General features: G+C 36.6%; 16 protein-coding genes. 7 read left to right on the top strand and 9 right to left on the bottom strand.

Going from position 1 to position 21,673, the window contains the following annotated elements; genetic code table 11:
- Positions 1 to 16: 16 nt before the first annotated feature.
- Together B2O97_RS12310 and B2O97_RS12305 are read right to left on the bottom strand one after the other, a co-directional pair.
- Entirely contained in the window at positions 17 to 412 is a 396-nt protein-coding gene (locus tag B2O97_RS12310; RefSeq protein ID WP_286767473.1) for a DUF3244 domain-containing protein, read from the bottom strand.
- Between the two features lie 266 nt (positions 413 to 678).
- Positions 679 to 2,355 carry a tetratricopeptide repeat protein gene (locus B2O97_RS12305; RefSeq protein WP_286767472.1) on the bottom strand — a complete coding sequence of 559 codons (1,677 nt, stop codon included), beginning with the start codon at positions 2,353 to 2,355 and terminating at the stop codon, positions 679 to 681.
- Between the two features lie 821 nt (positions 2,356 to 3,176).
- Here B2O97_RS12305 and B2O97_RS12300 point away from each other — a divergent pair.
- The 7 genes from B2O97_RS12300 (at position 3,177) to B2O97_RS12270 (ending at position 12,503) form a co-directional block, all read left to right on the top strand.
- Positions 3,177 to 3,470 carry a hypothetical protein gene (locus B2O97_RS12300; protein WP_165305214.1) on the top strand — a complete coding sequence of 98 codons (294 nt, stop codon included), beginning with the start codon at positions 3,177 to 3,179 and terminating at the stop codon, positions 3,468 to 3,470.
- 47 nt (positions 3,471 to 3,517) lie between these two features.
- Positions 3,518 to 4,141, top strand: a complete 624-nt coding sequence (locus tag B2O97_RS12295) for a hypothetical protein (protein ID WP_070562441.1) — start codon at positions 3,518 to 3,520, stop codon at positions 4,139 to 4,141.
- Between the two features lie 17 nt (positions 4,142 to 4,158).
- Positions 4,159 to 5,073 (top strand): HTTM domain-containing protein, encoded by a 915-nt coding sequence (locus tag B2O97_RS12290; RefSeq protein ID WP_286767471.1) that lies wholly within the window; start codon positions 4,159 to 4,161, stop codon positions 5,071 to 5,073.
- Complete coding sequence (locus B2O97_RS12285; RefSeq protein WP_286767470.1) at positions 5,070 to 6,776, top strand: O-antigen ligase family protein; 1,707 nt, start codon at positions 5,070 to 5,072, stop codon at positions 6,774 to 6,776. The genes B2O97_RS12290 and B2O97_RS12285 overlap by 4 nt, the downstream gene beginning before the upstream one ends.
- Positions 6,773 to 9,145 carry an outer membrane beta-barrel protein gene (locus B2O97_RS12280; protein WP_286767469.1) on the top strand — a complete coding sequence of 791 codons (2,373 nt, stop codon included), beginning with the start codon at positions 6,773 to 6,775 and terminating at the stop codon, positions 9,143 to 9,145. Before B2O97_RS12285 ends, B2O97_RS12280 begins: the two co-directional genes overlap by 4 nt.
- Before the next feature lie 366 nt (positions 9,146 to 9,511).
- The gene (locus B2O97_RS12275) at positions 9,512 to 10,978 is read left to right on the top strand and encodes a transglutaminase domain-containing protein (protein ID WP_286767468.1); all 1,467 of its coding nucleotides are present in this window, start codon (positions 9,512 to 9,514) and stop codon (positions 10,976 to 10,978) included.
- 97 nt (positions 10,979 to 11,075) lie between these two features.
- Positions 11,076 to 12,503: an NAD(P)/FAD-dependent oxidoreductase gene (locus tag B2O97_RS12270; RefSeq protein WP_312440394.1), complete on the top strand. Its 1,428-nt coding sequence runs from the start codon at positions 11,076 to 11,078 to the stop codon at positions 12,501 to 12,503.
- Between the two features lie 375 nt (positions 12,504 to 12,878).
- Here B2O97_RS12270 and B2O97_RS12265 read toward each other — a convergent pair whose 3' ends face one another.
- From B2O97_RS12265 to B2O97_RS12240, 7 genes are all read right to left on the bottom strand, one after another.
- Positions 12,879 to 14,222 (bottom strand): BT_3987 domain-containing protein, encoded by a 1,344-nt coding sequence (locus B2O97_RS12265; protein ID WP_286767467.1) that lies wholly within the window; start codon positions 14,220 to 14,222, stop codon positions 12,879 to 12,881.
- A gap of 25 nt (positions 14,223 to 14,247) precedes the next feature.
- Complete coding sequence (locus B2O97_RS12260; RefSeq protein ID WP_115046354.1) at positions 14,248 to 16,086, bottom strand: RagB/SusD family nutrient uptake outer membrane protein; 1,839 nt, start codon at positions 16,084 to 16,086, stop codon at positions 14,248 to 14,250.
- 14 nt (positions 16,087 to 16,100) lie between these two features.
- On the bottom strand, positions 16,101 to 19,073 hold the full coding sequence (locus tag B2O97_RS12255; RefSeq protein ID WP_286767522.1) for a SusC/RagA family TonB-linked outer membrane protein: 2,973 nt from the start codon (positions 19,071 to 19,073) through the stop codon (positions 16,101 to 16,103).
- A 9-nt stretch (positions 19,074 to 19,082) separates the two neighbouring features.
- The gene (locus tag B2O97_RS12250) at positions 19,083 to 19,418 is read right to left on the bottom strand and encodes an STN domain-containing protein (protein WP_286767466.1); all 336 of its coding nucleotides are present in this window, start codon (positions 19,416 to 19,418) and stop codon (positions 19,083 to 19,085) included.
- 180 nt (positions 19,419 to 19,598) lie between these two features.
- The gene (locus B2O97_RS12245; protein WP_286767465.1) at positions 19,599 to 20,771 is read right to left on the bottom strand and encodes a FecR family protein; all 1,173 of its coding nucleotides are present in this window, start codon (positions 20,769 to 20,771) and stop codon (positions 19,599 to 19,601) included.
- A 204-nt stretch (positions 20,772 to 20,975) separates the two neighbouring features.
- Positions 20,976 to 21,323, bottom strand: a complete 348-nt coding sequence (locus tag B2O97_RS25255) for an RNA polymerase sigma factor (RefSeq protein WP_369012012.1) — start codon at positions 21,321 to 21,323, stop codon at positions 20,976 to 20,978.
- The gene (locus tag B2O97_RS12240) at positions 21,320 to 21,553 is read right to left on the bottom strand and encodes an RNA polymerase sigma factor (RefSeq protein WP_286709843.1); all 234 of its coding nucleotides are present in this window, start codon (positions 21,551 to 21,553) and stop codon (positions 21,320 to 21,322) included. The genes B2O97_RS25255 and B2O97_RS12240 overlap by 4 nt, the downstream gene beginning before the upstream one ends.
- Positions 21,554 to 21,673 lie beyond the last annotated feature (120 nt).

Here is a 21,673-nt window from a genome sequence, read left to right as displayed (position 1 = left end):
TATTTTCTAGTTATTTTTATAAGTCGAACTTTCCTGTAAGGAAACCATTTGTATTACCCATTTTTAGGATATAACTACCTGTGGTTAGTCCAATAGTTGAAATAGAGGTATCGCCGCCCACACTACTCGAAGAATAACTGCGAACTATTGTGCCATCCTCCGTCTCGATTACGATATCTACTATTCCAACATTAGAATAATACTCAATCAATATACCGTTATCAATTAAAAATGCCTTAAGAGCTTCTCCTCCTTTTCTATTTGGGCTACTTGGTGGAAGGTGTCCCGTACAATCAATTTCCTGCTTCTTTTTTTCAGCTTGTATGCCAATGTGATCTTCTTGAGAATTATTAAGAGCTTTGCAAGGAAAAAATGCATTGGTGCTTAATAATAAAGCAAATACTACTTTCATATCTAGTTATTATAAGTTAATACTCTGGCAAATATAAAGGGGTAAATAGTCTAAAAATATATGGAATGATAGCGTGAGGTAAATGTGACGGGTGATTGCGATTAAATAGTTGTTTTTAAGTGAATTAAATAGCGTACTGTGATCGGAGAAATACGCTGTTTAAAGAGGTTGTATTCAACAAAAGGACAATTTCACAAATGCCAAATTAAACAAAATGGGATCAGCTATTGGTTGAATTTAAGAAAGTACGAATCTAAATAATTGAGCTATTTGTTCGGTTCAAATATCTCGGATATTTGTGAATCTAAAAGTCCAATAAGTTGTAGCTTTGATTTCAAACGTGATTTTCGGGTAGTAAGTGCGTGACTTTTAATCTGGAGCAATCCAGCTATTTCTGTGTGTTCAAAATTAGCATGCAATAGTGTAATCAATAATTGCTCTTCTAGTTTTAATTGGGCAATTTCGAATCCTTGTAATAAGTCTAACGATTTGAGATAATTGGTGATAAATGAGGTATAGCCTGAATGAATATTTACCTCCATATCTTCGACAATTTCTCTTATTTTTTCAAAACCAATTCTAGGATCCTTACTATCTTTACGCGAGTATTTCACTATAAGATTGTTAATTTGAGATTTAAATGTCGCGGTGTTACCAATATGATTTCTGTAAACTTGAATTAAGCATTCATTCCTTTCAGATTGCTGTTGCAGTTTGACATTCTCTTCCTTTTGGCGTATATTTTCTTCTTTTTGTCGTCTGTGTTTGAGGGACAAATACAGAACAATTAAACCAATGATTAAAATAATTAGAAAACTCAATGTAAGGATCAGACCAAGTTTGTAGTTTCTAGTTTTTTCATTTGCTAATTGTGATTTCTTTGTTTCTAAATCAAACCTACGTTCGGCATTGGCTAGTTCCTGAACATTTGTATTCCTTATTATTTGCAACATTAAACTATCCTTTAGTTGCATATAGTGTATAGCTAATTGATAATTTTTTTTATCAATATAGTTCTCTGCAAGGAATTTACTTGCAGCGGCTTTAAAATTTATGTCTGAATTATCCTTGATTGAATTTTTTAGCTTGCCACTATAAAATTCTGCAGAATCTAAAATTTTCGCAGCTTTATAGGTTCGCGCTAAATTAAGCTGATAGCGTCCTTCAGCAGTAGAATCCGGATCAATCTGTCTAGCGGTATATAGAAAATTAATGGATCTTAAAAAGTCTCCCTTTTCAAATAGAGCCACTGAAATATTCTGTAAGCATTTTGCCTCTTCAAATTTATTCTGGGCTTGTCTAATTAGCATTAGTGCCTTATCAAAATACAGCAAAGCAGAATCTATTTCTCCTTTCAGCAGAAATGATTGCCCAGCTGCCTGCAAAGAAAGTGCTTGCTTTGGTTTGTCATTTTTATATTTTATAGATGCGTCTTTATAATATGCTAATGAAATATTATAGGTTCGTTTTTCGAAGTAAAGATCCCCTAAATTATATAATACAAACGCTTGGTGAATTTGATTATCCTGACTTTTAGCAATGGAAAGAGCTCGCTTATATTCTTCGACAGTTTTAAAGTAATTTTTTTGATCACGGAACACGCTGCCACTGTAGAAGTGAGCTAGAAAACGTAAATTACCAACATCTGTTTTTTTAGTATCATAATAGTCACGGGCTTTGAAAATGAGGGTATCATCAGAAATATCACGAAAGTTTTTATAATAAACTTGGACACGAGTCACTAGATAAGACATATATTCTTCCTTATCCAAATTACTTTCGGGATCTAATATTGAATCTATTAGCCGCATAGCCTCTTGGGGAGAACTTTCAGCAAGATTTCTAGCCTCTTGAAGTAAAGCTGTTGGATGGCTCCTTGATCGACAAGAAAATAAAAATATCACATATAATGATAGTAAAAAAACAACAATCTTTAACTGCATACTATTATCAATATTTTACACTCCAAATTAGCGATATATTTCGTTAAAAATAATGAAATTTTCGAATTTACACTAAACTCGAACACATTTAAGACTAATTGAATGAGAGGTTAAAAGCAAGAGTTTAAAGAATAACAGAACATAAGCAAGAAATGAGATTTCTTTAAAAATTTTCAAAAACAACTCTCCATTTATCAAACTTTCATTATATTCTTTGTAAAACACTGTGTTTTGGGCATAATATAATAATAGCATCTCATTGGACAACTTTTTACAAAAACGTTATATCCATTTATAATATTCTTACGATACATATTAGTCCAGATATATAGATAAGTGGTTATATAGCCTATCAATTTACTCGTATATGAGCTAAATGAAAACTAGTATACTCCTCAGTATACTAAAAATTGGCTTTATGCTATCGCTAAGGCCTTAGAGTATCCCCGGAGGATGCTCATAACCCCATTTCTGGTAAATGGGGCAAGAAAAGTAGGGCTCTGCCCAACTTCTGCTTGCTCAGATGTCTCGTCCGATTATAGGTTTACACATTGTGTCGTACTTTATAGGTTTAATTTTTTTTCTTACGATTTTTTTTGGTTGAGATGCAGTATTGCTGCTCAGTGATATATATTTTCTGTAATATTAATTATATTTTGCTATATGTGGTAAATAATCTAGTTTAATACACCCATACACTATTGTGTAGTATTTTGTTTTTCTTATGGTTAAAAAGGTATAAAATTTTATATTAGTGATATGCAAGGTATTAAGATGCTTGCTGTATTAATCCAATATTTTATAAATTAAATTTAAATTAAATGAAAACAAAATTTTTTATGATTGGCCTTTTCGCTTTACCGCTAGGATTGGTAGCATTTAGGCCTGCAACTCTTTCCAACTCTGAAGATCTAGCCGCAGTTCAAAGAGTGAGTTATGAAGCCGTGCAGGGCAAAAATACTTTATATGCGGAAGCTGGATTTGTTGCAAAAAAAGGAACAATAACTAAAAGTGCAGAAACCTCAACAGTATCGTCTGAAACAGTGGTTGCATCGTTTGCAACTTTGAATACAGACAATGTGTCTCTTGATGAGTTCATTAAAAGCCATGAATAATTGATCATTTCCTTCCTCCGTATGGGGGAAGGATATTCACAATAAGAATGAAAGAAAAACTGATTAACAATAGAAAAAACCTATTTTTTTTGTTTACAATATTTCATTTTACCATCGTAGTATTCTCTACATTCCTTGGAGGGTATTCAACTGCCAAAGAATACTTTCATGAAAGGACTGTATCTAAGGAAGATTCCTTAGAACCGGATTTAATTCAGAAAACTGTAAGAAGTTTTTTAAATACTCCCGGAATAACTCCTTACGCTATAATAGCAGGAATTGATGCCGGATACGGCTTTTTTGCACCAAATGTAGCTAGCAGCTATATTATAGAATGTGCAATAAAAAATAGAACGGGAGAAATTATATCACGGCAGTATACTCCCAACTTATCTACACAAGAAGCTAGAAATAGATATGAGACTCTGGTATCCGACTTTCAGGAAAGAATGAAAGCACTTGAAAAAGCAAATGAGAAAACTCTTTATACACGTTATTTGGATATTGTACTGAAGAAAATTGGTCAGAATATCTATGATCAATCGTCTGTCGCAGATAAATCTAACGGGACCGTTACTTTATACTTATATAAATACCCTAATTTGAACGACTATATTGCCGGAAATAGAAAGCCTGTATTAATTAGTTTAGTAGCCTTCGATATTAACTAAAAAGAGTTTTAGAATGTATGCATAAAATATCAGTATATTTTGACAAAATTAGATCGTCATTTTTTAAATACCGCGGCGAGGATGAAAATTTCTTTTTTGTTTACAGGCTTGGCATAGGTTTCTTTAGTCTATTCCATTTTCTAGCATGTTTAAAAGACTTTGAGAGACTTTATATAACGAACGATATCATCTCCCAGGACGCGATGAGAATCCAAAAGCCTTGGTTTATACCTAACATAAATGAGGTTCTGCGATTTCTCGGTGAAATTACTTCTGCGCCAGAGAAGTCATTATTGACTGTCTTTATTTCTCTTTATATTATTTTCTGTATTACATTGGCAATTGGTTTTCGAACCAGACTATCTGCCATAGGATTAGTCATTTTACATTTAATTATTGTCAAAGGTTCTCCAATATTTAGCTACGGTGTTGATTATTTTACCACAATTAGCCTATTTTATTGTGCAATTTTTCCTCTTGGTCATGGAAAGGGAATTGATAAAGCAACTATTTATAAGGAAAAGGCGTTCGTCAACCCCAGTCCATACAGAAGAATTTTACAGATCCATATGTGCATAGTTTACTTTGCCGGAGGTATAGAAAAAATTATTGGAGAAGACTGGAGAAATGGAGAATCATTCTGGAAATCCGTGCATCTACCTGGTTTTACAGGTCTGATCAAGATAGACTATGGATTTATGGCTTCGTTTCCAATCACAGCAATACTAGCCGGATGGTTTGTAGTCATTCTGGAACTATTTTACCCAGTATTTATATGGAAAAAATCTTGGCGAGGCTATGTACTAGTGCTAATAAGTCTAATGCATGTTGGTATATTACTAAGTTTAGGACTGTATTTTTTCTCAATCTTAATGATCATTTTAAATTTAACTGCGTTCTTAAATTTGAGTTCTGACAAAAGTAAAAAATGAATCCAATCTTTTCTTATGATTATCTTTTTCCAATTATTAGCATTTTCTTAATATTGGCTATCGGAGGTAAAGGACTATTTAAAGGAGGCATCAAGCATGCTCAGCAATATACGTTTTACAAAATTGATATTTATGTTTTCATATTTTTAGCCTTTTATATCTTAAATAAGTATTTTCTTTCAGCTGTCAGCTTTGTCATTGCGGATTATTTCAGAATTCTAGCTATTTCTACTTTTTATATAATTCTAAGATTATTTATATGTGGGAATGAAGGTCGAAAAAAAAATCTTATTGTGGTATTTGCACTTTTAGGGATATACGAGGCCTTTGTTGCACTATTACAAGTTGTAGAAGGAGGCACAATGGTTGGAAGCTTTGGAAATAGAGCTGTTCTAGCAAATTTTTTTGCAGCTATTTTACCCTTTTTATATTGGACACTTGTTACCCGGGTAAGAAGTAAGGGTTGGTCAATCATCACTATTCCAATCGCCTTATCTATTTTCTTGATCTTGTATTTAGTTTTTTTTCATTCATTTTCAAGAACCGCTATTTTATCGATTCTAATTACTTCAATAGTAGCATTGTGCATTGAATACAAAAGCTTATGGACGATATGCTTTAGGAAAAAGAATTTGCCGGCTTTTTTATTTGGTATAGGATGCTTATGTTTTATATTGGTTACTTTATTACTCTCAAAAAAGGATTCCACTAATGGTCGGTGGTTTGTTATTTGCAGGGAAATAGAATTGCTTAAACAGAACTTTATCACTGGGATCGGGTTTGGTAATTTTGAAAGAGTATATAATCAGTATCAGGCAGAGTACTTTTCCCAACATAATATTGCTACCGAGAAATATCTGGCTTCCTATATCAACGTAAATTATAATGAAATATTAGATTTTCTGCTTCAGGGTGGAATATTCGGTTTTGTACTTTTATCGATTATTACTGTTAAGATATTTAACCTATGCAGAAATTCGGATAAAAATAATTTGGTTTTTGTTTATTCCATAATTTCGTTGACAATACTGGGAACTTTTTCTTATCCCTCTGAAACATTGGTTATTGTATGCATTTTTATTTTTAGTCTTTCAGCGTTAGGCTCATTAAAGAATGAACAGGTTAGATCCATAACATTACCTAAACCACTCGTTTTTTTATTAGTATCTGGAATTTCAATCTTCATCATAGCGGGAATATTGAGCCGGTATAACAACATTCTGCGATGGCATGTAATAAAAACGAAGAGTGCAAATGTACAGAGTTCTAATGCGGATATTTCAAATGCATATAAGGATATCGCTAAAAAACTATCAAATGATCCCGTGGTATTAATCGACTATGGTAAATATCTGATGAAAAATTCCCAATACACAGAAGCTATCGGCGTATTAAAAGAAGCCAGCCTGTACTCTAGCAACCATACCATTTTCATGTATTTGGGAGAAAGTTATGAAAAACTTGGGGATCATTCACTTGCTATAAGATATTACAAATATGCCTCTGTTTTAATACCGAATTTATTTTACCCAAAATACCGTTTGATGAATATTTATAAAAATAATGGGATGAACCAGGATTGCTTACGTACGGCGATGGAAATAACCCAACAGCCGATTAAAGTAGAATCACGGGTCGTACGGGAGATAAAAAGTGCTGCAATTGAAGTTCAAAATATGTTACAAAGAAAACCTTTAAAATGAAAATAAAGTTTTTGCTTTTAGCTCTATGCTTAACATTCTCAGGTGTTGCTCAGACCCGTCTAAATATTTATACCACAGATAAGGACAGCAAAAAATTGCAAAATATTACTATACGAATTAAAGGAGAACATTTCACGCATGAAATAAAGAGTGATGAAACAGGAAATGCTGAGATCTTCTTACCGAAATCTGGGAAATATTTACTTTCTGCAATTTCTGTAGGTTTTAATGATACTGATACAATCGTTTTAGCAAGCCAGCCTGAACAGAGTATTGAGATGAAATTGTCCAAAATAAATATCAATATTGATACGGTTAGTATTGTTGGGACGAAAAGATTTATGCAAATAAAAAAGGGAAGTATTATAATAGATCCTGAGAATAACCCAATGATGAATTCAAGTAACTTATGGGAAATGTTAAAGCAGGTGCCGACTGTTCAAACAACAGAATCCGGCATGCTAACTGTGAGAACTCAGGTGGCTACTGTGTATATTGATGGAAGAAGAGTTTATATGGGAGGTTCAGAGCTCATGGAATATTTAAGATCGACCCCATCAAATGATGTAGATAGGATCGAAGTTATTGCAAATCCCAATAGTACTTTCCCATCCGATGTTGCAACTGTGATCAATGTAAAGTCAAAAAAGCTTAAAACGGACGGCTATAGGGCTACAGTTGGCAACAGTTTAATCAAGGCAAGATATTTTAGCAATATTGCTTCCGCACGAGTGGATTTTAAAAAGTATTTATTTTCCGGCCAGATAGGATCTAATTTCGAAGATGGGAAAAAATATGAAAAATCCGATATTACTACCCAGTATAACGATGATATGATATGGGATGTAATGCAGAATTCTGACAATAAAACAAAAGGACAAAAATATTATTTGAATCTTGGATATGATATAAATAAAAATAATAAGCTTACACTCTACTCTGAATTGAAGTTCAACAAGAATGGGCTGGCTATTAATTCGGACAACGGAGATCCCTCTGCCGATAGGTTACTTGCTGGAGACTCCATTTTTATTTTTAAATCCATGGGAAATGGAAAGAATAGATCATTCTTCGTTCAGGGAACATATGACCTATCTTGGGATACAACGAATCAAAGCTTAAAAATTCAATTGGAATACGGTCGGAATAGAAATAAACTTTTAAATAGTCGATCTATAAATACGGTTATTTCAGATAATAAGGCGAAGGAAAGTTTATATCAAGATTCCCTTCCTAATGGGCTTAATACCTTCGTGGCAAATACCACATATTCAAAAAAAATATTGGGTGGAAATATGATAACCGGTGTTAGATTATTTTATAATAGTTTAACTAATGAGAGTAAAACTACTGAATTAAACCGAAATTCTGCTTTTGTTGCCGATCTTTCAAAGTCTTCGTTTAAATATACTGAACGTACATATACACTATATTCGGAATGGGAAGCTGAATTAAATAAGTTTTATTATCGCGTGGGGATAAAGTTGGAAAATAACCGTATACAGTCTAACGAGCGATTAAAGAATCTTCAAACAAAGATAAACTGGTTTAATATTCTACCATCATTATTGATTCAATGGGATTTGAATGAAAAAAATGTTTGGAACTTGAGTTATAAAAATACTTTTACTCGGCCTGATTATTATCAATTAAACCCCTTTGAAAGATTTACGGATAATTCTGCAGTGAATTTTAAAGGTAACCAAAACATCAAACCTCAAAATAACCATACAATAGATGTTTCATGGACAAATAATGGAGTATTATCGGCTTCTGTTGGTGGCCAATATTTGAAAAACTTTATTAGTACAATAATTTTAGCTAATGAAAATGGGAACCTTTATCAGCAGTTTGACAATTTTACTGCCTATATATATTATGGAAATGTAAATTTAAACTTATCTCCTAAAAAATGGTGGCGATTGCTCGGGACAGGCAACATTACTTATGCTTATGGGGATTATAGAAATGTGAAAAGAAAATCGTCGTCCCCTCTTTTCGATTGTCGGATTACGAACTCTTTCATTATAAAAAATGGTTGGGTTTTTCAAATTGCCCAGACTTACTACAGCTCAATGAGTGACGGTTATTTTAAAAGTGAAAGCTACAATAATACAAGTTTAGCCTTACAGAAAAAATTCACTAAACCTGGAATAACTATAACCGGTACATTTAGTGACCTTTTTAGAAATGAAATAGATAGGACATCAGTACTTTATAATAGCCTTATTTATAGAACGCGTAAATATAATGATACAAGATTTTTCAGGCTTAGTGTTTCTTGGAATTTAGGTATGCAAAAAATAAAGACCGCAGAAAGAAAAGAGTCGGAAAGCGAAGATGCAATTAACAGATTAAAACAGAAATAGAATGAGAAAACTTAAACTAATTTTAATATCGGCTTTTTTGACAAGCTGTTTATATTCCTGTAGAATATATAGTTCAGGGCATACACAACTGGCGTCGTCTGAAAAGTTCGAGGTTTCCTCTTTAAATTCAAAGGCTAAAGTAAAGCTGGAGAACTTTTCGACAAAGAATTTATTTATCGTTAAGAATTCACATAAATTTATATTACCACCTGAGAGCAAAAAAAACATGAAACTGGTTAAGGGTGATACAATCGAGCTGTTTCATAATAATAAGGAACTAGTAGAATGCCAGCTTCGTTGTATAATGCTCTTTAGGAATAGGGTAGATGTAAAAAGAACAAAAATTAATAATTAAGGTTTGTGAAGATGTTAAGAAATTATATACTCTGGTTATTACAATTTATCTTTGTAAGCTGTACAAGCAGCGTTACCTCAACAAAGTCTAATATTCCAAAAGAAATCCAAGGCGATAGACGACTGGAAAGCTATTATACGTTCATCGATACAAATATGTCAGGATTATTTCATTTGTCGGAGAACGGTGACGTAAAAAAAGATAGTGGGAACGTTTCTGAGGAAATCATTCTCAAGAATATTAAGCTAGCCTATCAATCATCGAAAGATCTTTTAGATCAAAGAATTATTTCGGAAAGTGTTTTTAAAGAATTTGTATTGCCTTATAGACTAAACGATTCACCTATACATGATTGGAGGAGCTATATTTGGAATATTCAAAAGAGACGGAAGATTGATGGAATTAACTCAATTAGGACTTTGATAGACAGTTGTAATTCTATTAATAACAAACTTAAAATCGGGTTTAAATTCGATTTAAAGAATACTTATGAAGATACATTAACCATAAATAAGATCCTAGATAATAAATCTGGTTCCTGCGTTACAATGGCAAATTATGCGGGGTACGTTTTTAGGGCGTTAGGAATACCTGTCGCTATTGATTTTACACCAGCTTGGGGCAATACTCCGGGAGGACACGTTTGGAATGCTTTAATAACTTCGGACAGCTCAAGTATACCATTTCTTGGGACTGAAGCTAATATTGGAGGGTATGAGCCTTTCTATCTTTTTAAAATGGGAGATGATAGTATAAAATCTACGTATAAACTACCGGGAAAAATATATAGGCGAACATATTCGGTACAAAAAGGGACTTCGTATTATAAATTTGATAATCAAAGAAACTTTTTACCGATGACTGTAAATTCCCGGATGATCGATGTGACAGATCAATATTTTAAAGTATCCGATATTATTTTGCCATTAAACAGGATAAAAGGAAACCCAAATTTACTATACATAAGTAATTATAATAACGGAAAGTTTGTTCCGGTGATGGCAGTGGAAAGAAGTAAGAGTTATATCTTTTCAAAGATGAATAGAAACTTGTTATATTATGTCTCCACGTATCAAGAAAACAAAGATAACACCAACGAATTTCCATTGTTTTTAGATGAGTCTGGGCATTCTATTTTTCTATACGCTAATTTTGCACGAAGAATAAGTATTACACTTGATAGAACGCAGTCCCCAGAGGCTGATCAAATGGATGTATTGAAAAATGGTTGGGAGGTAGAAGAATGTACTCGGATAGCGAATGGAAAAATAAATTCCCCACCGATCCCAGGGAAGGAATATAAATTATATTTTTGGGATAAGAAATGGGTTCTAGGAGATAAAAAACTTGTAGGCCCAAGCGGCAGTCTTATATTTGATAATATTCCAACCGGTACAATGTATCTGCTATGCGAAAAGGAACCAACAGAAAAAGAACGCCCATTCATTCTGTATAAAGATAAAATAAAATGGGTTTGATCACATAATTGTAGATTAGGTTTAAAAGGTCGTAGGTAGCATACTAGGGTTATTCTTACGTTGCCTAAAAATTTTCATTTAATAATTTATAATAGATTTGGGAAAATATGATGCCATTGTTGTAGGTTCTGGACCAAATGGTCTTGCGGCAGGTATTACACTCCAGCGAAGCGGATTATCAACGCTAATTATTGAAGGTTCAGATTCAATAGGTGGTGGTTTGCGTACCAAGGAACTTACATTGAATGGATTCAAACATGACGTTTGTTCAGCAATACATCCAATGGCTATTGCATCGCCATTTTTTAAATCCCTACCATTGATGGATTATGGTCTAGAATTTACCCATGCAACGTATCCTTTGTCCCATCCAATGGATAATAATCCTACAGTAACACTTTATGATGATCTGAAAAAAACCATAGATTGTTTAGAGGGAAAAGATGGACAAAATTTTGGTCGATTGGTTGAGAAAATTATAGATCATTGGGAAGATTACGCAGAAGCGATTTTAGCTCCATTAACTTTTCGATCTAATTTTCTAAAATACTCGGGATTCGGCCTAGATGCGATTCAGCCTGCAACGTGGACCGCAAAGAGATTTTCGAATTTGCGCACTAAAGCTTTGTGGGCCGGTCTTGCTGCTCATAGTATTCAACCTTTATCAAACTTTGGAACGTCTGCAATCGCAATTATTTTGTCTGCCATTGCTAGTAAATCAGGATGGCCGATTCCCGTAGGTGGATCTAAATCCATTGCTGATGCTATGGTAAATTACTTTAAACATCTAGGCGGGGAAATACAGACCGATATTTGGATTGAAGATGTAAACGACCTTCCAAATCATAAACTATTATTTTTAGATTTGACACCACGGCAAATATTGCGGATAAAAGGATTAAATTTTTCAATAGGCTATCAATCACGCTTAAAAAATTTCAGGTACGGAATGGGAATATTTAAAATGGATTGGGCCCTGTCTGAGAAGACTCCTTTTAAAGACAATAGTTGCAATCATTCTGCAACTGTACATTTAGGAAATACATTCGAAGAGATTGTTGCGAATGAATATAATACTTTTCGAGGGAAAAAAGTCGAAAAACCATTCGTCTTATTTTCCCAACAAAGCACATTTGATAAAACTAGGGCACCAGCCGATCGACATATTGGATGGGCCTATTGTCATGTGCCTCATGGATCCGAAATAGATTATAGCGAAGAAATTGAGAACCAAATTGAACGGTTCGCGCCAGGATTTAAAGATACAATTTTAGCCCGCCATATTATGCGACCGAAAGAACTTGAAGAATATAATCCTAATTATGTTGGAGGAGATATCAATGGAGGAATTATGGATTTACGTCAGCTGGTTGCGAGACCCGTTCTGGGCTCCAAACCTTACCGTACATCTTTAAAGAATGTCTATATATGTTCATCTTCGACACCTCCAGGCGGCGGAGTACATGGTATGTGCGGATTTCATGCGGCCATATGTGCTTTACAGGATCATTTAGGGTTTGAATAAGCTTCATACACATTTTATCATGTATTTAGGTCGTATTTTAATAATAATTGGATGATAGATATAGAAAATTTATACATTTTTCTATATCTTAGTACTATAAGCACTTGCAGCTAAAACGTATATCAAACCAGTGAGTTATTCGGTGAGTAGGGAAAAGGACGGTTTGTAAATTGCTGATAAATAGATTAATGCAAGTAGGGTTCGATTCCCCTACGGGCTACAAAAAGCGACTTCAAAAGAGTCGCTTTTTTTATTTTAGGAACAAATATTAAAAAAGCAAAAAAGTCACTCCGGAAAATGGAGTGACTTTCAGCTCTACCAGATTGCAAGCTAGACTATACTTGAAGTTGTATTATGTCTAATCTCGGATGCATTTTATAATCCTTTGACATATACTTCTGCTATAGCGGATGAAGGCGGACGATTACTTGCTGTTACCGTACATTTTAAATAACGGGCTTTTGTCGTCGGAACATTAACGGCCAACGTTGATTTGGGACTATTTGTTCCAAAATCGATCTTTCCTAATGGAACATATGTTTTATTGTCATTACTAGTCGAGAACTCAACGACTTTTAAGTCATTATTCCATAACCTTCTTGTTAATTCAATCATCATCACATTATATTCCTTTCCAAAATCTATTATGACATAATGCGGTAATGGGGGTTCTCCTCCCATCCAGACATTATGCCAGTAGGTATCGGGATTACCGTCCAATATATTTTCCTTTTCACCACCGCCAATCCATTCGGAAGAAGCCGCAATTACTTTCCAGCCACTACGGGGGATATCTGGCGGTTGAAAGGACACTGGAACCAATATTGTCGAAGCATCGGGGTTAATACCATTTTTTGAAACAGACTTAATCCGTAAAGGCAACGCATACTCCCCAAATAAATTGGTTGTTCCATCAATAAGTCCTTTTTTCAGAATAGTGTATGAAAAACTCGTTTTATTCTCCTTTTCAGCAATTTTATAAGGTGCGGGTAAAAGCTGATAGGCCGCTTTTGGTAGTAATTTCAACTTCTTATCGTCTGATACCGTTCCGTTGTAATTGTCCAAAATCACGGGATCCACTTCAATTTCATAGTCAAGATTCCATTGATTGGGATAATTGGTGACCAATGTCGCTTTTCCTACGACCTGTTCAGCTCCTGTGGGGCTCAGTTTGATCTGATCAAGCTGCAGACCCGGTGAAGTGAATTCCAAAAATGGGTCTTTAACGTTAGGAATCAACAATGTCGTTGCCATTTCAGGTTTCAGCGCATGTAACACCCCTCCCTCTGCTTCAATGCGGCACGGAAGCACATATAATTCCTTATATTTTCCTTGCAGCACTTTTATGCGCTCAGTATCAAAAGCAACTGCAATATCCTGCAGATAATCCTTTTTTTCAAAGGCTAGTGTTGTATTTGCAATTTTATAGCAGTCAGCAGGAAGCAGCTTATAATTTGTCCCTTGCTGCGCGTTATAGGCTGCTAGGTACGCTTCGTCAATCTTGAAGTTTATCTTTGCTCCCTGTTGTCCAATTCCAGCCTTAACAACAGTTACATTATAATCAAATTTTCCCCAGTCAAATACCGTTATTTTATTCTCTTTGAAATCTCTGAAATAAATGGTGTCGTCGACCATGTTGTTCATTCGATCATCCTTTTGACATCCATTCATCAGGAAAAGTGTCAACAGGAGAACACAATAGGATATATAATTTCTCATCGTTTTCAGTATTATTTAATAAGTACTACCATCCATAGTTCTGTGTAATGTTGATCATCTCGCTCAGTTGCTTTTGCTGTATCGGGAAGAAATAATGTTTGGCCTGAAAACTTCGCTTTCCAGGAAAAACATCTTTGGTCCGTTCCCAAGAGGATTCATAAGAAGTTGCGGCAACATTACGGGTATAATAGGGCTCATTCATTTCTTCCTCTGCAATCATCCAGGTTCTCAGATCGGGGTAACGATGGCCTTCAAATGCCAATTCGACCATTCTTTCTTTTCGCAGCAATACCCGCAGGAGTTCTTTATTTCCCCGAACCTCTGGATAAGCAACTTCCAAGTCGTTCAAGCCGCTCCGTTTACGTACCAGGTTGATATATTTTAACGCCTCCACTTCATCACGAGCAGGTTTTTCATTGCAAGCCTCCGCGTAGTTTAGATAGATCTCAGCCAGACGATAATATGGCCATGCAAACTGCCCCCAGTTACCTGCTTCGATGTCATTTGTTGGATCACTCATTCTCCGCCACAAGTAACCTGACTTTACGCAGTCCCCTGTTTTCGTATACGAAGATGTTCCGCCGTCAAAGAATGTCACCTGTCTGGGTTGAGGTTTTGGATTGGTCCAATACATTCCATTTGCCAAAATGGATGCGTAGAAACGTGCATCCCTTCCGACACAACTGTTGTGCGCCTTAAAGGAGGCAAAATTGTCTAACGGATGTACATAGTTATCTGTAAATCCCGTTTCTTGGTATCCTGATTTTTCATCAATTATAGGCTGTCCATTACTACTGTAACCTGTAATCGGGTAGCGTCCTGAACTTGCCATCGGATAGCTGTCGACCAGTTTTAGCGAAGGTGCATAACCGCCCCAGCCCATCGTCACAACTCGCGGTGGAGCTGTACGGACGTTATAATTGAAGCCGTCATCAGACCATCTTCCCCAAATAATTTCCGAATTCCACTTATCAAAATAAATACCCATGTAGGATTTAATTGCACGTCGAAAAGAGTTCGTCTCTTTGTTATCTTGGTAAAGTGCATACACATTCAGGTCAATCAACGCTTTGGCAGATTTGGCCGCAAGCTCCCATTTATTGGGATCTGCGGTTTGTGGAAATAAGAATTCACCGCTTTTATTCCTTATCCCTATATAAAGTTTCGCTCCGTTAAATAGCGGCCTAGCCATATACAGCAGTAATTCAGATTTTGCGGCCATCACAGCCCCTTTTGTCAATCGACCATACCAGGCTTGATCAGTTATTTCCTGTGGCAATACGGCACTTGCTTTATCAAATTCAGAAACTATGAAATCCACATTTGTCTGCAAAGACATACGATCTACTGTTGTTGGATCAATTTTACTATCGGGAGCACGATCGCCCCATACAAATACAGGTCCATATCTTTTTAAAAGCAGATAATAAAAATAGGCTCTTAAAAAACGGGCTTCGGCTTTCATAATATCTTTAGTAGCAGCACTCAATTCCACATTTCTATCAATATTTTCAATGAAAATGGTTGCCTGATTAATCCCTTTATAATTCTGTTCCCAAGTTGTATAATCCTGGGTTGTCACGCCCCATGCCCCATTCGCAAAGTTAAGCCATGGAACCCAGGCTACCCATGAAAATAAGGCTTCATCACTCAGCGGAACATTTCCGCCTTCACCATTGAACATATCATGTTCTATAGGCAAATAGCCATACACCTGAGCCAGATACTGTTCCGTGGTTTTCCGTTTATTAAAAACCTCTTCTAAAGTCATTTGATTTTCTAGATCCACGTCGAGATATTTGCTACATGCCCCGAGGGAAAATACCAGTAATAGGCAGGAAATCGAGTATATATACTTTTTCATTATTATCTTTCAGATTAAAGTGTTACACTTAAACCAACATTAAATACACGCATTTGGGGATAGCTGCTTCCTGAAACTGTTTCCAGTTCAGGATCCCACAACTTGAACTTACTGAATGTGAACACATTTACGCCTTGTGCATAAATACGCACGATTGACATTTTCCATTTTTCCGTGAGCTGCTTTGGCAACGTATAGCCCAATTCTAGATTCTTCAAACGGATAAAGCTCATATCGCGTTGCCATAAAGTGGAAGCCTGAGAGTTATTGGCAATATTAAATGAGAGCCGTGGATAAGTTGCATTTGGATTAGGGTTGTCTGCACTCCAGCGGTGATCAGCGACATCCGAATAGATCTGTCCATAGCCCCAGATGTTGCCAGTCTGACCATATAGAGGTCCTCCCGCTATAATCCGGGATATTTGTCCAACGCCATGGAAAAAAGCCGATAGATCAAATCCTTTCCAAGATACACTGGCGCCAAATCCATAATTCCATTGCGGCATATCTGTATCACCTATCGCTACTTTGTCTTCTTCTGTAATTTCGCCGTCTCCATTGATGTCCCGATATTTTACATCACCGGGACGTATCACATCGCCATAGCGTTGAATCGGGCTATGCGCGATTTCCTCTTCTGACTCAAACAGCCCCAAAGCAATTAATCCGCGCTGTTGTCCCCAGCGTTGTCCTATTTCAGACTGATATGCCCATCTTGGAATCGGCTTGTCATCAAATAATTTTTTATTTCGATTGTAAGTTAGATTACCCCGGACCTGTATGCCGACTTCTCCCTGGCGATGATTAAATTCCAAGGATCCTTCGGCCCCTTTATTTTGCATCTGTCCAATATTAACATAGGGTTTTACATTAATTCCCACGATGGAAGGCACACTTTCCTGAAGAATGTAAATTCCATCACGTTTCTCCGCAAAATAATCGGCCTGTATGGTCAATTTGTTGAAAATGCTTAACTCAAGCCCGATATTACGCTTTAATGCACTTTCCCAGGCAACCAGTGGATTCCCTGGATAACCGGTTGCTATACCCTGAAGATAATTTTTGCCACCAATGCCGAAAGAATAGCCACCATCGAGCTTCATTTCTGAATTGTAAGCAAATCGACGTGAACCACCGATTTTATCGCTACCAATCCGACCAATTGATCCCCGAATTTTCAGAAAGTTAACGACAGGCAATAGCGACTTAAAGAACGCTTCATTACTAATAACATAGCCCATAGCCAGGGAAGGAAAGAAACCAAAACGTTTCTTTGGCGCAAAGTTCTCAGATCCATTGTAGCCAAAGTTACCTTCGATAAAATAGCGGTCCTGGTAGGAATAGGTCAAACGTGAAGCAATCCCCGTATTACGATAGGGGAATGCTGCGATATAATCCCGTTCTGGAAAGTTATTTGTCCGCTCGCGCATGGAGAATAAAAATAGTCCTCCGACGCGATGCTTGTTTCCAAACAACTGGTCATACATCAGGGAACTTTCAAAATTAGTCGCACGCTCTCCCGAATGATAGTCGGCTAAAGCAAGATAATCGCTGCCATTACCATTATCTTTTAAAATAAGATTCCCTTCGCTGTCCCGCGGTTTTGTTTTGTCAACATAATAGGTGGTTGGTGCCTTTCTTTTGTCTAATGTCGAAGAGTTCTTTGCATCCCAGGAAAATTTAACATTCGCTTTTAAACCGGGAGTTATCAACTCCGAAAAATCTTGAGTGATACCAATCAACGACTGCGCATTATTCCAGAAATCCTTCGAGAATCCAGTAGTATTGAGCGAATAATAGGGATTTTGTCCTCCTTGTGGCTGTGCATAGGCGCCATTTGAAAACTGGGTAGGTGTTGCCACTGGTGTGGTGTAGAGCACAATATCATACATATCACCCAAATTTACACCTAATCGGTTTTTTGTTTCGTATTGATTGGAGAGGTTTAGGTTTACTTCAGTCGATCGAGACAGTCTAATATCAACATTCGATCTAAAATTAATCCGGTCGAAATTCACAGATGGATCATAATTCGATGTTTTTCGAGGCTGAAAGATCCCATTCTCTTTCATATAAGAACCCGAAACGTAATATTTAATAAAATCTCCTCCTCCAGTCACATTTACATTCAAACGTTCATTTGATGTTCTCTTTTTAAAGATCTCTTGCATCCAATCCACATTTGGATAGACATCTGGATCTACTTTATTCACATATTTATTTATCTCTTCTTGTGTCAATGGGGCTTTTCCAGAAGCTTCAAAATTGATATCGTTATAATAATCTAACCATTGAGCAGCATTTGCCAATTTCGGTAGGACAACAGGTTCCAAAATACCGCGCTCAACACGTGCATTGATACTCGGTTTAACACTTTTCTTTCCCCTTTTTGTTGTAATGATCACAATACCATTTGCTCCCCTTACGCCATACACGGCTGTGGCAGTTGCATCTTTCAAGACAGAGAATGACTCGACATCCTCGGGGTCTACGAGGTCCATGGGACGTTCGATCCCATCCACCAATACCAGTGGACCGGTCCCCCCCGCAAAACTGCTCACCCCACGTATCCAAAATGACGTTGCAGAGCCGGGCTCTCCCGAACCTTGAACCGTAACAACGCCCGCCATCTGTCCCGCCAATGCGCTGCTGATCTTAGCAACGGGAGTTTTTAATTGTTGCGGGGAAACGCTACTAATTGCACCCACTACGCTAATTTTACGTTGCTTTCCATAAGCAACAACTACAGCTTCCTCCAGATCGCTTACCGCAGGCTCCAAAGTGATCTTCAGCTGATTTGACGCACTAATATTCCGCTCAAACGACTGAAATCCTACGAGCGAAAACTGCAGCACCTTATGCTGATCTTCAATTTCCAAGGCAAATTGCCCCTGCGCATCGGTCTTCGTTCCAATAGTTGTCCCCTTAACCGAAACCGTGACACTTTCCAATGGCGCTCCCTTCGTATCAGACACAACTCCTGTTATTCTACGCCGCTACAAGAACACCGCGGTGCTGGAAGCAACTTGCGGAGAACCCACTTTGGCCATAATCAATACCGTGTTCAGATTCAATTCGTAAGTCAGGTTTCTTTCCGACAGAAACTCTTGTAGGACCTCTTTAAAGTTTTTGTGATTTGCTTTAATAGTCACTCTTTTCTGTTTATTAATCAAACTGTTATTGTACAAAAACTCGTACCCCGTTTGTTTTTGAATCTCATCCAGGACGTCCACCAAACGTCCATTTTTTATATCCAATGTCACTTGTTGACCAAAGCTAGATGCATGAACATGCACCATGGAGATGATGAGGATTAGTATGCATACTTTCATCCTGATAAATGCTTTTACAAAGAATTTTTGTGTAAAAAAGCAACTTTTGCTATTCCTTTTATACATTTGTATAGGTTTGGTGTTAAATGGTTTATAACTCAATTAGGTTTATTTAATTGCTAAACTACGATCGGGAGTGTTGCGAGCACTTCCGATTACTTTTAGCTCAAAGTCTCATTGTTACATAACAAGGACCCTCCCATCCTGAATTTTAAATTTATAATTGGATATTTTTTCCAGCTGCCGGAGTAAATCCGAGAGCTTTTTGGTCCGCTTTATCATCCCCGTAAATTTATCGGTGGACGATGAATTCACCTTCACTTCTTTGATATCATACCATTCGCCCACTTTTTGCAAGACAGTCTCGATATTATCTTCTGTAAAGCGGAAGAAGCCATCCCGCCAAGCGAGAACCTCTTTTAGGTCGGCTTCCTGTACGGAAATTTGTTTCGTATGCAGATTGGTTTGTGCTTGCATTCCAGGGCTTAAAATCTGCTGATTATGCCCCGCACTTACAGCAACCTTACCTTTGATTAAAGTGGTCAGGATTTTAGTTTTGCTGAGATCAGAGGCAATATTGAATTGTGTTCCCAACACTTTGACCTGGGTTTGTTTCGTCTGAACAATAAATGGTTTTCTACTGTCATGAGTGACATCAAAATAAGCTTCACCATCCAAGAATACCATTCTGGTATGTTCATCAAAATGTGTTGGATAGGTCAAGCTCGCGCCCGAGTTTAGTTGAACCTGTGTGCCATCAACCAACTTCACGGTCAATGCGCTACCTTTTGGACTCAGGAAAGTTCTCATCTCAGATTTGCCCTCGACATTATTTTTAACTTGATATACCACTGTACCATCTGTTGCTTTAATGATGCTCAGACCGTTTTTATCCAAGGTTTCAGGATGATCTTCTGAAATTGAATATTGGTCACCATTGGAAAGTTTAAGTATAGGCGCACAGTTTTCTGGCAAGGCGATTTCCCTTGGTGAGACGGCTTGTTGAGAAGTTCCTTCCTTCGCGCTTTGTTGGACCAGAAACAGAATTGAAAAACAAAAGACAACAATTGCGGCAGCAATCCCCCCCCATTTGATGTAGCGCAGCTTTGATTTTCTTCCATCTCCTATCTCTTTATGATGTCCGCCTATTCGACTTGAGATCTGATTTAAAACCTGATCCCTGTTAAATAGCTCCGAGCGTTCAGGAACTCTTTCGCCCATACGTTCAAAAAGATCGGAGAACTCAGCTTCTTCCAGCTGATCTAATTGATCGAGCATCTCTTTCAATTCCGAACGAGAGATTGTATTCCTAAAATAATGGGTTAGCAAATAGCGTAGTCTTTCTTCTTGCATGGTCAAATTGGTTCGTACTTTCTAAGTATTTATTTCAGTACACCGCAAAAACAGAAAAGGACTACAGGAAGAGATATTTTTTTTATTTTTTTTTAGATCCTTATGAAATTGTTATAGGTATAAAATTTCCAATGGAACTTCAGTCCAACTGTTTAGCATATCGATAAGCAGTTGGGAGGATTCCATCAATCCATGAAATCCTTTTCAAAAAAAATAGAAAAATAAGGATAATAGCCGATTTCGTCCAGAACGGACTTGTTTTAAATGTTTCGATGCTCTGGCAAGATGGTTTTTTACTGTGTTCTTAGAAAGATTGAGTTCCGCTGCGATTTGATTGTGGGGTATTCCTTCAATTCGGCTTAATGTAAAAACAAGTTTTTGTTGTTCTGGAAGTTGAGCAAGGTAATTTTCTATTTCATCGGCAAGTTCCTTTCGTTCTATTAAACCATCGGCCCTATCCGAATGATGTTCAATATGGTAATATAGAAGCTCAAAGGCCGAATGAGAACGTTTGATGCTTCTTAGTTTATTGAGACACTCTCTTTTAGTCAATACATAGAGGAACGCCAGAGATCCACATCCTGTTTTATAGTTTCTCTATTGGTCCACAGTTTCACGAAAACTTCCTGCACAACATCCTCGCTCCAACCTGTATCTTTCAGCAAGTGAAAAGATACATCGAAAATGCGGTCTGCATATCGTTCGTAAAGTTTTGGTAAAACAGCCTGCTTCCCTATAGAGAGCGCTTGGATCAAATTGGCTTCATCATTTTCTTTTCTCATAACTAAAGCTCCCAATCTTCAGTTTATTGGTCATTGTGCTTTTCAGGTAACAATTAGATTACAAGGCCAAGTTAACAATTATTTCTACATATTAATCAAGCATATTAAATTTTTCCAAAG

The organism is Sphingobacterium sp. UBA865 (assembly GCF_002295765.1).
Lineage (GTDB): Bacteria > Bacteroidota > Bacteroidia > Sphingobacteriales > Sphingobacteriaceae > Sphingobacterium > Sphingobacterium multivorum.
This window is presented reverse-complemented; position numbering and strand designations above follow the sequence as displayed.